Origin of the sequence: Streptomyces sp. NPDC050287 (genome assembly GCF_044459385.1) — a bacterium.
GTDB lineage: Bacteria > Actinomycetota > Actinomycetes > Streptomycetales > Streptomycetaceae > Streptomyces.
This window is the reverse complement of sequence record NZ_JBITIY010000007.1, coordinates 423,038-435,533: the sequence shown is the minus strand read 5'-3', so window position 1 is coordinate 435,533 and position 12,496 is coordinate 423,038. Positions and strand designations below refer to the sequence as shown.

Genomic DNA, 12,496 nt, shown 5'->3' with positions numbered 1-12,496 from the left:
CCTCGCGGACAAGGGTCCGGTGAGCCCGGAAAGCCTCAGGGTCGGTGGTGCTGCCCTGCCTTCAACTCGCCTATGAAGGCCGCCCAGGACGGGGCTTCGAAGCACAGCGCCGGACCGTGCGGGACCTTGCTGTCACGGACGGGGACGACGGCCCCCTGGAATCCGTCGGCCACCTCCACGCAATCGCCCCCTGCCTGATTGCTGTAGCTGCTCCTGCGCCAGGCGGCGCCGTTCAGATCGGGACGGGAGATTCGAGCCACGGTAGTTGCCCTCCAACGTCGACCGGATCATGTCGAGTGACATGACCGGGGGCAGGGCTGCCGCCCGCAGCCGATCGTAAATCACCTTGTAGCGGCTTACGTTGGCTGGTTCCTCGATGAGTTGGCCGTAGTCCGAGCCCTCTGTGTAGGCCATCTCCGAGCCGTCCGGCAGGGTCAGGATCGTCAGCGAACCACCCATGGCCTCATGCCCGCCCTGGTCGAACGGCAGTACCTGCACGGAGATGTGTCGTTCCGCGGCAGCGTCGAGCAACCGCGCCAACTGCTTCCGCATCACTGCATGGCCGCCGACCGGACGCCTCAGCACCGCCTCGTCCAGGATCACCCACAGCTCTGGCCGGCTGGGCGAACTCAGCCGTTCCTGCCGTCCCATACGAGCTGTGACGCGCTCCTCCAACTGCTCTTCGTCGTCCAACAGAGCGTCCAGACTGAGAACCTCCCGCGCATAGTCCTCCGTCTGCAACAGACCCGGCACCACATGTGCCGCGTACTGCCGGATGGCCACCGCCCGCTCCGAGTACTCCATGAACTTCCGCGACCAGTCCGGAAACGCCTCCCGATACACGTACGGCCACAACTCGACCAGCAGATCGTCCGCACCGAGGACCGCGTCCAGCGCACGCGCCAACTCCAGCGTCGGTTTCGCCCCGGACGCCCGCTCGATCTGCGTGATCCGCGTGCTCACCACATGCGTCTTGTCGCCGAGTTCGGCCTGGGTCAGTCCGGCCGCCGTGCGGAGCCTGCGCACCCGTGCGCCGAACAACGCCGCCATCGACGCGCTGGAGTCAATTCCGTTGGCCAAAGGGTCACTTCCGTTCCTTACAGGGTGAAAAGTAAGGCTGTGTCACCTGTCGAGCGTAGGGCGATCCGACGACTCTTGAGTACGGAACGTGACGACTCGTGTACGTCGCGGGATGACGTCAGGCTCGACAGACAAGGACGGACAAGCCGTGCTGACAGGAACGACCACCCCTGGAGACGGGGAAACCGGCGCGCTCACCGAGGCGACACACGAACTCCCCTCTTTCGCCGGGCAGTTCGTCTCCTCGCCGCGAGGTGCGCAGCTCGCCCGACGCCTCGCCGTCCAGCGCATGGAGGAGTGGGGCCACCCGCCGGCGTCGGACGTGTCGTGCACGGTCGCCCTCGTCGTCGGCGAACTCGCCGCGAACGCCGTACAGCACGGCCGGGTTCCGGGGCGCGACTTCTGTCTCCGGCTCACCCTCGACGCGGCAGCGGGCCTCGTACGCATCGAGGTCGCGGACGCTGCCGCCGCGAAGCAGCCGCCCATGGCCCCGCCCTCGTCGTACCCGGAGGGCGAGTCGGGTCGAGGACTGCTCCTTGTGGACGTCCTGGCCGTGCGGTGGGGGTCGGCGCCTCGTCACCCCGTGGGCAAGACGGTATGGGCGGAGGTCCCCATTGATCACCCCGTTCCAGAGTGATCAGGCAGATCCGCGATCCGCTCACGGAACTGCCCGACCGCCGTCGATCGGCCGAATGGGTGGTGGCCGTCCAGCCGCGCTCAGAAAGTTACCCACAGCCTGTGGACAGCGCCGCGCTCACGCCGCCCGGCGTGCGGTCCGTAGGCACACTCTTCACGCAAAAGCCCGGCCCCGGCACACGGCCGAAATGGCCGGTGCCCTGGCCGGGCTGTCAGGCTGTCGTTCCTGTCAGGCTGTCGTTCACCTGCGGCGCGTACCTCGTCGTGATCGCGTACGCGCCGGCGTTGCCCCGCGGAGGGCCTATTCGTCCTCGTCGCCGGGCTCGTCGGCCTCGTTGACCTCCTGCTCCAGGCCGAGCTGCTCCACGAGCCACTTGTCGAACTCGATGGCGGCCCGGACCCAGCTGACCGTGGAGGAGACGAAGTGCTCCAGGCTCACGCCGGTGCCGATCAGCATCTGTGCCTCGCCGATGAGGCGGACCGTGCCGTCGTCGTGGGTGTGGCTGTAGACCTTGGGCCACAGGGTGCGCCGGTTCCAGTCGTCGATGGACTCCAGCAGCAGGGGCTTCTCGTCGATCTTGTGGGGACGGTCGTAGAACGTCCGCACCGAGAAGACCTGCTGGTCGTCCTCGCCGCGGAACATGAAGTACGTACGGAACTGCTCCCACGGCGCCGCGAGGTCGCCCTCTTCGTCGACGACGTACTTGAGCTCCATCTGGTCGAGGAGCTGCTTCACAAGGTCCTGATCCGGGACGACGGGGCCCGCCGGTCCTTGCGGCTGCGGCTCGGGCTGGCCCCCGAAGTTCGGAATCGAGGACGGGTCGATGGTCACCGTGATTTTCCCTTCGTACGGATCCCGCCATCCTCCCCCATGCGGGGAGGGGGGTGGCAACCCCGACGGACCCTGTCAGCCCTCAGCTGACAGGATCCGGCCGGGGCCGGCCGAGGTGGCCTCGGCCTGCCTCGGCGTACCCCGGCCGGATCCTCCGGGTGCCTGCGGCCCGCCGCGGGCGTACTACAGCGTCTTCCCCGTCGCCGGCCCCACGATCAGGCCGTCACCGAAGGCGTCCACGCGGACCGTGTCGCCGTCCTTGACCTCGCCCGCAAGGATCTCCTTGGCGAGGCGGTCGCCGATGGCGGTCTGGACCAGGCGGCGCAGGGGGCGGGCGCCGTAGGCCGGGTCCATCCCCTCGGTCGCGAGCCAGGCCAGGGCCTCGTCGGTGACCTCCAGGGTGAGGCGGCGCTCGGCGAGCCGCTTGGCGAGGCGGCCGATCTGGAGTCCCGCGATGCGCTGCAGCTCGGGCTTGGTCAGGGCCGAGAAGACGACCAGGTCGTCGAGGCGGTTGAGGAACTCCGGCTTGAAGGAGGCCCGGACCACCTCCAGGACCTGTTCCTTCTTCTCCGCCTCGCTGGTGATCGGGTCCACCAGGAACTGGCTGCCCAGGTTGGACGTCAGCACCAGGATGGTGTTGCGGAAGTCGACCGTGCGGCCCTGGCCGTCCGTGAGGCGACCGTCGTCCAGCACCTGGAGCAGGATGTCGAAGACCTCCGGGTGCGCCTTCTCCACCTCGTCCAGCAGCACCACGCTGTACGGGCGGCGGCGCACCGTCTCCGTGAGCTGGCCGCCCTCCTCGTAGCCGACGTAGCCGGGCGGGGCGCCGACCAGGCGGGCCACGGTGTGCTTCTCGCCGTACTCCGACATGTCGATGCGGACCATGGCCCGCTCGTCGTCGAAGAGGAAGTCGGCGAGCGCCTTGGCGAGCTCGGTCTTGCCGACACCGGTCGGGCCGAGGAAGAGGAAGGTGCCGGTCGGGCGGTCGGGGTCGGCGATGCCGGCCCGGGAGCGCCGTACCGCGTCGGAGACCGCGCGCACGGCCTCCTCCTGGCCGATCAGCCGCCTGCCCAGCTCCTCCTCCATGCGCAGCAGCTTCTGCGTCTCGCCCTCCAGGAGGCGCCCGGCGGGGATGCCGGTCCAGGCGGCGACGGTGTCGGCGATGTCGTCGGAGCCGACCTCCTCCTTGACCATGGTGTCCTTGGCGGCCTGCTCCTCGGCCTGCGAGGCGACCTCCAGGTCCCGTTCCAGGGCCGGGATCTCGCCGTACAGCAGCTTGGAGGCGGTGTCGAAGTCGCCGTCGCGCTGGGCCCGTTCGGCCTGGCCGCGCAACTCGTCGAGCTTCTCCTTCAGTTCACCGACCCGGTTGAGGGACTGCTTCTCCTTCTCCCAGCGGGCGGTCAGGCCCCGCAGCTCCTCCTCCTTGTCGGCGAGGTCGCGGCGCAGCTTCTCCAGCCGCTCCCGGGAAGCCGGGTCGGTCTCCTTGACCAGCGCGAGCTCCTCCATCTTCAACCGGTCGACGGCGCGCTGGAGTTCGTCGATCTCGACGGGCGAGGAGTCGATCTCCATGCGGAGGCGGGAGGCCGCCTCGTCGACGAGGTCGATGGCCTTGTCGGGCAGGAAACGGGAGGTGATGTAGCGGTCGGACAGCGTCGCGGCCGCCACCAGTGCGCTGTCCGCGATCTGCACCTTGTGATGGGCCTCGTAGCGGCCCTTGAGACCGCGCAGGATCGCGATGGTGTCCTCGACGCTCGGCTCGGCGACCAGCACCTGCTGGAAGCGCCGCTCCAGCGCCGGGTCCTTCTCGATCCGCTCCCGGTACTCGTCCAGGGTCGTCGCGCCGACCATGCGCAGCTCACCGCGGGCCAGCATCGGCTTGAGCATGTTGCCGGCGTCCATCGCGGAGTCGCCGCCGGCGCCCGCGCCCACGACGGTGTGCAGCTCGTCGATGAAGGTGATGATCTGCCCGTCCGAGTCCTTGATCTCGGCCAGGACGGTCTTCAGCCGTTCCTCGAACTCACCGCGGTACTTCGCCCCCGCGACCATCGCGCCGAGGTCGAGCGCGACCAGCCGCTTGTCCTTGAGGGACTCGGGCACGTCGCCCTTCACGATCCGCTGCGCGAGCCCCTCGACGACAGCGGTCTTGCCGACGCCTGGCTCGCCGATGAGGACCGGGTTGTTCTTCGTACGGCGGGACAGCACCTGCACGACACGGCGGATCTCCTGGTCCCGTCCGATGACGGGATCGAGCTTGCCCTCGCGTGCCGCGGCGGTGAAGTCGGTCCCGAACTTCTCCAGGGCCTTGTACTGGCCCTCAGGGTCCGAAGTGGTCACCCGGCGTCCTCCCCTCGCTTTCTGGAAGGCCTCCAGCAGCTTCTTCGCCGTGGCGCCCTGCCCGGAGAGTACGTCGCCGGCCGCGCCGCCCTTCGCGGCGGTACCGATCAGCAGGTGCTCGGTGGACAGGTACTCGTCCCCGAGGTCCTTGGCGCGTTCCTGCGCGTCGGCGATCACGGCGAGAAGCTCACGGTTCGGCTGCGGCGGCGCGACGGTGGACCCGGCCACGCTGGGCAGCTGGGCCAGCACGCGTTCGACACCGGAGCGTACGGCCGCCTGGTCGGCGTCGACCGCGGCGAGCAGGTCGGTGATGTTCTCGTTCTCCTGCCCCTCCAGCAGCGCGAGGAGCAGGTGGGCCGGGGTGAGGTCGGGGTGCCCCTCGGTCAGGGCCCGGTTGCCGGCCGCGTTGATCGCGTCCCGGCTCCGGTTGGTCAGCTCGGCGTCCACGTTCGCGTTCTCCTCCTTGCGTCGTACCCAGTGCCGACTCAGCTGCCGACTCAGCCGGCGACTCACCATGCTGACTCAAGCAACGTACACAAACTTGAGTCTATTCCACTCAAGGCGAGGGCCGGGAGGGTTCCACGCGGTTCTACGCCGTTTCACGCGGTTCCACGCGGTTCTGCGCAAGGAGCGGGTACCCCGACTGGAGGAGAAGGCGCCGGTGCGGGGCTGGATCCGGGGGTCCGGAAAGCGCACGAGCGGTCGGTGAGCACGTACGGGCGAACGATCTTTTTCGGCCACGGTGGCCCGCACTCGGACGTGACCCGATCCGGTCGACGTCCTGAAATATCCCGCAAAACTGCAGCGGCGTCACCGTGTTCAGGTCACGGTGACGCCGCTGCGGGGGGAAGCACCTGAGCGATCTGTTACGACGGGGGAATCGCGTCAGGCACTGCGGGGGGTGGCTGAGATGGTCCGCGGGGCCGGGGCGTCCGGCTCCACCAGACGGTGGTCACGCTGGTCCAGGTTCACAAAGATCATTCCGTACCGGATGGCACACCGCACGGGCTGCGGGGCCCCCCGGGGCTTGCGCAGGCACCGGTACGCCCGTACGTCCTCGTCCTCGTCCCGGGTCACGACGACCGGCTCACCGAAGACGGTCACCATCAACGAGTCACCGGCGTGGGGGATCGCGGTGGCCAGGTCGATGAAGTGCCAGCCGGAGCGGTAGGCGGTCGCCATTTCGCGCCGGAAGGAACGGTCGTCCGGTGGAATGGTCACGTCAGCTCCCGGCTTCTTCTGCCACAGAACCTGCCCCGCCGGTCACACCCGTGGCGTCGCCGTTCACAACCACGGACGGCCAGCTGCTGTTCGCCCGGACGTCATCCTTCTCACCGGTGGAGGCACCCAGTGCTCCGAGGGCCACGACGGCGGAGAAGGCGGCGACAAGTACCGAGCGAAGCATTCTGTTACGCATAGTCGGCTTCGTCCTCACTTGAAGGTCCCCTTTTCCCCCGTCGAGTACGACGATGGCTCATTCGGGCACGTCATGGCCACAGAATCGATGCATCATGTTCCTGCACGTTCAGGACCCTGGGGGGTGGAGATTTGGCAACGAATCGCACTAAAGGGACACATCTCCATGCGATGACGGAGTTGTGTGAGGAAGGCAGTCGCCTTTACGCCACGGCTCTGCGCGTCGGGCGTATCCCCCGTGCCGATGCCGAAGCCGCTCCGTGCCTGATGGAGTTCGCCCTCCTCCATCCTGATCCGGACGACCCGGACCTGCTGCGTCCGGTCCCTCCGGCGGTGGCGCTGGCCCAGCGGCTCAACCCCCTGGAACGCGAGATCACCGAGCGCCGGCGCAGGTCGGTGGAGCTCGCCAGTGCCTTCGAACCCTTCATGGCCCTCAGCACGCAGGTATCGACGACCAGCGACTCCCTCACGGTTCTGGAAGGCGGCGAACGGATCAACGCGGCGCTCAACATGGCCACGGACCAGTGCCGGTCGGAAATGCTCACGGTCCAGCCGAGCGACCGCATGTCCGAGGCCAGTCTGCTGCGCGGACTCGAACGCGACCGACCGCTGATCGAACGCGGAGTGCGGATCCGCACGCTGTACCAGCACACGGCCCGCTACAGCCAGGAGAAGCTGGCGTACGCTTCCCACCTCGCCGACGGCAAGGCCGAGTACCGCACCATCGACGAGCTGATGGATCGCCTGATCATCTGCGACGAGACCGTCGCCTTCATCCCCACCCGGGACGACCAGCAGGTCGCCCTCGAACTCCGGCACCCGGGCCTCGTGCGTTACCTGATCAAGGTCTTCGAGTACCTGTGGGACCGCGCCGTCCCCCTGAGCACCGGCGCCCCGTACGAAACCGCCCCCGACGGCATCACGGAGATCCAGCACTCCATCGCCAAGCTCCTGGTCGAGGGTCATGTCGACGAGGCCATAGCCCGCCGCCTCGGCATGAACGTCCGCACCTGCCGCGCCCACATCGCCAAGCTCGCCTCGGCACTGGGCAGCGGCAGCCGCGCCCAGCTCGGCTATCTCATCGCCCAGTCCGGAATCCTGAGGCAGGATCACTGACGGCGAGGGGAAGGGCAGTCGTGGCCCCGGCCAGACATGTGGAACACGGTGCGGAAGAGCTGTGTCCCGAGGGAGCGGCACTGTATGAGCGCGCGCTGCGCGAAGGCCACGTGGACGTCGAGGACGCGACCGGAGCGCCCTGCCTGATCGACTTCGGGCTGCTGCACCCCTCGGTCGAGGACCTGAGCCGGCTGGAACCTGTGACCCCTGCCACCGCTCTCCATCGGCTTCTGCGCGCCTCGGAGGAGCGCATCGCGCAGGCACGTCGGCACGAGGAGCGCCTGGCCGAGACGTTCGAGCCGCTCATGCGCATCGCCGGCCGTTCCCCGGCGACGGCCGACACCCCGTCGCTCAGGGTGCTGAGCGGCACCGAGCGCATCAACGGCGCCATCACCGAGGCGATGACCGAGGCGCGGCGGGAGGTCCTGTGCGTCCAGCCGCACACCGGACTCAACCCGCAGCGGGGCACCCCACAACAGGCGGCGGCCCTGGAGCGCGACCAGGGGCTGCTGGACCGGGGCGGACGCATCCGCACGCTCTACCAGCACACCACCCGGCACATGCTTCCGATCCTCGCGTACTACGAGCGGTTGCACGGCGACGCCGAGGCCCGCAGCCTCGACGAGGTCACCGACCGTCTCATCGTCATCGACCACACGGTGGCCTTCATCCCGGCCAACGAGGACGGCACGCTCGCGCTCGAGATCCGCCAGCCCGCGGTCATCTCGTACTTCGCCACCACCTTCGACCGCCTCTGGCGCCTCGCGACCCCCATGTACCCCCGGGCGGCCGAGCAGCCCGCCCGGGGCGGCGTCACCCACCGCCAGCGCGCCATCGCCGCTCTCCTGATCGAGGGGCACACGGACGCCGTCATCGCGGAGCGCCTCGGAATGAACGTCCGCACCGCCCGCGAGCACATCGCCAAGCTCGCCGCCCTGCTCGGCAGCGAGAGCCGGGCGCAGCTCGGCTATCTCATCGGGCGGTCCGGGATCCTCGATCAGGAAGAGTGAGGCGGGGGCGGGGGATCTCCCCCGCGTCGCCCGGCCGCGCCGGCCCGTCCAGCCCGACCTGGGCGATCCGGACCCCCAGTTGGGTACGGCTCGCCGCGCCCAGGGTCTCCGACAGCCGCGCGATGTGGGCCCGGCAGGTGCGGACGCTTATCCCCAGCCGTTCCGCGATCACCGCGTCCTGGTGGCCCTCCGCCAGCAGGGCCGCGATGGACTGCTCCCGGTGGGAAATGCCCTCGATGCCGGTGTCGGGCAGCGGGGCGGTCAGCGGGATCGCCAGGCGCCACAGCCGTTCGAAGACCGTGACCAGGTAGTCGACCAGCGCCGGGTGGCGCAGTTCCAGGGCGAGGGTGCGGTCCGCGTTGGCCGGGATGAAGGCGACCGTGCGGTCGAACAGGATGAGCCGTTCGATCACCTCGTCCAGGGTGCGGGCCTGGACCGCGCCGCCCATGAGTTCGAGGTAGTTGATCAGGCCCTGGCCGTGCCGGGCCACGTGCGTGTACAGGTCGCGCATCCGTACGCCCCGGCCCCGCAGGGCCAGCGCCCGGTGCAGGCCCTCGGTCAGTTCGTGTTCGGGGCGGATGCCGCCGGGCTGCACGGTGAGGACCTCGGTGGTGCACGCCTCGGTCGCCTCGTCCATCGCGGCCTGGATGCGGGAGAGGCCGTCCAGGACCCGGATCGCGCTGCCCTCCGCGGCGGCGGCCTGGGGCGTCGGGCCGCCGAGACGGGTGTACCACTCGAAGGCGGCGACCGCCGAGCCCACCCGGCGCTGGCTCGCGCTCACCTCGTCGTACAGGCCGCGCAGCAGCCGGGTCATGACCTCCTGGGGGGCCGTCGGCACCAGCCAGTCCATGTCGTCGGGGTCGGGGTGCAGCAGGGCCAGTTCCAGCAGGCAGGGGACCGCCTCGGCGTCGCCGCGGGGCACGCGGCCGCGCCGTACGGCCCGGGAATACACGCGATCCCCGGCGTCGCACAGCCGGTCGGCACCGTGTGGGTGCTCCTCCGTCCCGTGCCCGGCCATCGCCTCGTTCCACCCCCGGTTCCAGCGTCTTCCGCAGCGCGACTAGCAGCGCAACTATGCGCGGACCGGACCGGCTCCGCAACACGGCTCCCCGCGCCAGGGGCACCGAGAAACGTCCATACGACCTGTTATCTCCAGGCCTCGGGCGAACCCGTCACCAGGCTTTCGCCGCACCTCTCGCAGAGCCTCGGGCAAGCCCGTCACCAGGCCTTCGCCGAACCTCTCGCAGAGCCTCGGGCGAGCCCTTTGCCCGACTTTCGCCGGGCCATCTCCGCACTCTTCGCTGGACTTCTCCGCACCCCCTCGCCGGGCCATCTCCGCACCCCTCGCCGAACTTCTCCGCACCCCTCGCCGGGCCCTTTGCCAGGCCCCCCACAACAAGCCGGTGGCTGTCTCCGGTGCCCCCGAACCTCCCCCGTAACCCGCCCCGCCCGCCTGCCGGGGCCGGACTCCGGCAACCTCCACGGCTCCCCCGCAAGCCGGGCCCGTCCTCCGCACCCGGACCCCGCCGTTCCGCGCGTGAGCTGGCGGAAATGCCCGAGTGATCGCCACGTTACGAAGCGCACTTAACGTCAGGCCATGGCGGACATATTTGACGCATACGCGTTGGCCGACGCGTGGGACGAGATGTTTGAGCGGCCGGGTGAGGTCAGGACCGCCTATGAGCCGGTACTGACGGCGCTGCAGCCGATCGAGCCGAGTGAACTGCGCTTCCGGGCGGACCAGATGACCCGGGCGTTCACCGACCGGGGCGTGACCTACGCCTTCGCGGGCGAGGAACGGCCCTGGCCGCTGGACCTCGTGCCGAGGATCCTGGACGCCCTCGAATGGGATCTCATACAACGGGGGGTCAGCCAGAGAGTCAGGGCCCTGGAGGCCTATCTCGCCGACGCCTACGGACCCGCCCGTGCCTTCGAGGACGGGGTCGTGCCCTGGCGGCTGCTGCTCAACTCGCCCCACTTCCACCGCGCGGCCCACGGCGTCGAGCCGCCGGGCGGCGTCCGCATCCATGTCGCCGGCATCGATCTCGTCCGGGACGAGGCCGGGGACTTCCGGGTCCTGGAGGACAACGTGCGGGTGCCCAGCGGGGTCTCGTACGTCATCGAGAACCGGCGGGCGATGACCCGGGTGTTCCCCTCGCTCTTCGCCGAGCAGCACGTCCTGCCGGTCGACGGCTACTGTCACCGGCTGCTCGCCGCCCTGCGTGCCGCCGCGCCGGACGGCGCCCAGGATCCGCGGGTGGTCGTGCTGACGCCGGGGCCGAGCAACGCGGCCTACTTCGAACACGCCCTGCTGGCCCGGCTGATGGGGGTGCAACTGGTCGAGGGGCACGACCTGGTCTGCCGGGGCAACCGGGTGTGGATGCGCACCACCCGGGGCGAGGTGCCCGTCCATGTCGTATACCGGCGCCTCGACGACGACTTCCTCGATCCGCTGCACTTCCGCCCGGACTCGGTGATCGGCTGCCCCGGCATCATGGGCGCCGCCCTCGCGGGCAACGTCACCCTCGCGAACGCGGTCGGCAACGGCATCGCGGACGACAAGCTGCTGTACACGTACGTCCCGGACCTGATCCGCTACTACCTCTCCGAGGAACCGATTCTCCCCAACGTGGAGTCGTTCCGACCGGACGAGCCAGGTCAGCTGGAGGCGGTCCTCGACCAGATCGACCAGCTGGTCATCAAGCCCGTCGACGGGGCCGGCGGCCAGGGCATCGTCATCGGCCCGAAGGCCGACCGCGAGACCCTCGAACGCACCCGTGCGGCCGTCATCGCCGACCCCCGCGGCTTCATCGCCCAGCGCCCGGTCGCCCTGTCCACCTCGCCCACTCTCGCGGGGGAACGCATGGCACCGCGCCACATCGACCTGCGTCCCTTCGCCGTCAACGACGGCAACGAGGTGTGGGTGCTGCCGGGCGGCCTGACCCGGGTCGCCCTCCAGGAAGGCAACTTGATCGTCAACTCCAGCCAGGGCGGCGGCTCCAAGGACACCTGGGTGCTCGCCGAGGGACCCGCGCAGCGGCCCGCTCCGGTCAAGGCCGGCGCGCTGCCCGCGGTGGCCCCGCGCCAGCTGGGACCCGACGGCGTCCCCGCCGTCGTACAGGAAGGGGCGCAGCAGCAATGAGCGACGTGATTCTCTCCCGGATAGCCGAGGCCCTGACCTGGACCGGCCGGTATGTCGAGCGGGCGGACGCCACCGGCCGCATCCTCGACGCCTACCTGCACCGCATGCTGGAGGACCCCTGGCGCGACGAGGACGTGGCCTGCCGGTCGCTGTACGCGATCCTCGGCGTCGACGCGGGCGACGAGCCCGTCGACATGCAGCAGGTGCTGGACCAGCTGGCCTTCGACGCCCTTTCGACCGGCGCGATCGACGGCGCGCTGAGCGCCGCCCGGCTGAACGCGCGCAGCGCCCGTGAGGCGGTGTCGTCGGAGATGTGGGAGTGCCTCAACTCCACCTGGCACGCCCTCGCCGACCAGCGTCTCGCGGCCCGCCGTACGGGCCCCTACGGCTACCTCGAACTCGTACGCCGCCGCGCCGCCCTCTTCTTCGGGCTCGCGGACTCCACCATGAGCCGGGACGACAGCTGGCGTTTCGTCGTCCTGGGCCGCAGCCTGGAGCGGGTGGACATGACCGTACGGCTGCTGTCGGTACGGGTGCTGGACGCCGCCCACGCCCCCGACTGGCCGACGCTGCTCAGCGCGTCCGGCGCCGACGAGGCGTACGCGCGGGTGTACGGCGGCTTCGGCGACACCCCGCGGGTGGCCGAGTTCCTGCTCCTCGACCGCTACTTCCCGCGCTCGGCCCTGCACGCGCTGACCACCGCCGAGGAGTGCCTGGCCGCCCTCGGCCGGCCCCGCCAGGACCCGGCGCGCCGCCCGATCGGCCGGATGCGCACCCGCCTGGAGTACCTCGACTCGCAGGCCCTGGAGGACCAGCTGCCGGACCTCCTGCGGGACCTGCAGCAGTCCTGCATGGCGTCCGCCGAGGGAGTGGCGGAGCGGTTCTTCCCCTACCGGGGGCCCGTCGAGTGGGCCCAGGAAGGAGCCTGAG

General features: G+C 69.9%; 11 protein-coding genes. 5 read left to right on the top strand and 6 right to left on the bottom strand.

All coding sequences use genetic code 11. From position 1 onward, the window contains the following. Positions 1-35 precede the first annotated feature (35 nt). Entirely contained in the window at positions 36-173 is a 138-nt protein-coding gene (locus ACIBK3_RS27130) for a DUF397 domain-containing protein (RefSeq protein WP_399369621.1), read from the bottom strand. Further along, positions 133-1,050: a Scr1 family TA system antitoxin-like transcriptional regulator gene (locus ACIBK3_RS27125; protein WP_399369619.1), complete on the bottom strand. Its 918-nt coding sequence runs from the start codon at positions 1,048-1,050 to the stop codon at positions 133-135. Before ACIBK3_RS27125 ends, ACIBK3_RS27130 begins: the two co-directional genes overlap by 41 nt. 178 nt (positions 1,051-1,228) lie before the next feature. On the opposite strand from ACIBK3_RS27125, the gene ACIBK3_RS27120 reads away from it, so the two are divergent. Then, positions 1,229-1,717, top strand: a complete 489-nt coding sequence (locus ACIBK3_RS27120) for an ATP-binding protein (RefSeq protein WP_399369617.1) — start codon at positions 1,229-1,231, stop codon at positions 1,715-1,717. A 300-nt stretch (positions 1,718-2,017) separates the two neighbouring features. Here the strand turns inward: ACIBK3_RS27120 and ACIBK3_RS27115 are convergent, their stop codons facing one another. The 3 genes from ACIBK3_RS27115 to ACIBK3_RS27105 form a co-directional block, all read right to left on the bottom strand. Beyond that, on the bottom strand, positions 2,018-2,548 hold the full coding sequence (locus ACIBK3_RS27115) for a YbjN domain-containing protein (RefSeq protein ID WP_399369616.1): 531 nt from the start codon (positions 2,546-2,548) through the stop codon (positions 2,018-2,020). A 183-nt stretch (positions 2,549-2,731) separates the two neighbouring features. Beyond that, positions 2,732-5,329: an ATP-dependent chaperone ClpB gene (gene clpB, locus ACIBK3_RS27110; protein ID WP_399369614.1), complete on the bottom strand. Its 2,598-nt coding sequence runs from the start codon at positions 5,327-5,329 to the stop codon at positions 2,732-2,734. 438 nt (positions 5,330-5,767) lie between these two features. Next, on the bottom strand, positions 5,768-6,064 hold the full coding sequence (locus tag ACIBK3_RS27105) for a (2Fe-2S)-binding protein (RefSeq protein WP_399370008.1): 297 nt from the start codon (positions 6,062-6,064) through the stop codon (positions 5,768-5,770). Positions 6,065-6,469: 405 nt separating this feature from the next. Here ACIBK3_RS27105 and ACIBK3_RS27100 point away from each other — a divergent pair, with 405 nt between their 5' ends. Both ACIBK3_RS27100 and ACIBK3_RS27095 read left to right on the top strand, forming a co-directional pair. Further along, a complete protein-coding gene (locus ACIBK3_RS27100) occupies positions 6,470-7,414 on the top strand; it encodes a helix-turn-helix transcriptional regulator (protein WP_399369612.1) in 945 nt (314 codons plus the stop codon). A gap of 20 nt (positions 7,415-7,434) precedes the next feature. After that, complete coding sequence (locus ACIBK3_RS27095; RefSeq protein ID WP_399369610.1) at positions 7,435-8,424, top strand: helix-turn-helix transcriptional regulator; 990 nt, start codon at positions 7,435-7,437, stop codon at positions 8,422-8,424. Here ACIBK3_RS27095 and ACIBK3_RS27090 read toward each other — a convergent pair. Then, the gene (locus ACIBK3_RS27090; RefSeq protein WP_399369608.1) at positions 8,387-9,442 is read right to left on the bottom strand and encodes a LuxR C-terminal-related transcriptional regulator; all 1,056 of its coding nucleotides are present in this window, start codon (positions 9,440-9,442) and stop codon (positions 8,387-8,389) included. The genes ACIBK3_RS27095 and ACIBK3_RS27090 overlap by 38 nt on opposite strands. Before the next feature lie 579 nt (positions 9,443-10,021). On the opposite strand from ACIBK3_RS27090, the gene ACIBK3_RS27085 reads away from it, so the two are divergent. Both ACIBK3_RS27085 and ACIBK3_RS27080 read left to right on the top strand, forming a co-directional pair. Next, complete coding sequence (locus ACIBK3_RS27085) at positions 10,022-11,566, top strand: circularly permuted type 2 ATP-grasp protein (RefSeq protein ID WP_399369606.1); 1,545 nt, start codon at positions 10,022-10,024, stop codon at positions 11,564-11,566. Then, the gene (locus tag ACIBK3_RS27080) at positions 11,563-12,495 is read left to right on the top strand and encodes an alpha-E domain-containing protein (protein WP_399369604.1); all 933 of its coding nucleotides are present in this window, start codon (positions 11,563-11,565) and stop codon (positions 12,493-12,495) included. The genes ACIBK3_RS27085 and ACIBK3_RS27080 overlap by 4 nt, the downstream gene beginning before the upstream one ends. Position 12,496 lies beyond the last annotated feature (1 nt).

What these genes read in the sequence shown, in the direction of transcription:
- ACIBK3_RS27100 (WP_399369612.1), top strand. Translation starts at nt 6,470, where the DNA reads ATGACGGAGTTGTGTGAGGAAGGCAGTCGCCTTTACGCCACGGCTCTG.
- ACIBK3_RS27085 (WP_399369606.1), top strand. Translation starts at nt 10,022, where the DNA reads ATGGCGGACATATTTGACGCATACGCGTTGGCCGACGCGTGGGACGAG.
- ACIBK3_RS27125 (WP_399369619.1), bottom strand. Translation starts at nt 1,050, where the DNA reads ATGGCGGCGTTGTTCGGCGCACGGGTGCGCAGGCTCCGCACGGCGGCC.
- ACIBK3_RS27105 (WP_399370008.1), bottom strand. Translation starts at nt 6,064, where the DNA reads ATGGCGACCGCCTACCGCTCCGGCTGGCACTTCATCGACCTGGCCACC.
- ACIBK3_RS27090 (WP_399369608.1), bottom strand. Translation starts at nt 9,442, where the DNA reads ATGGCCGGGCACGGGACGGAGGAGCACCCACACGGTGCCGACCGGCTG.
- ACIBK3_RS27080 (WP_399369604.1), top strand. Translation starts at nt 11,563, where the DNA reads ATGAGCGACGTGATTCTCTCCCGGATAGCCGAGGCCCTGACCTGGACC.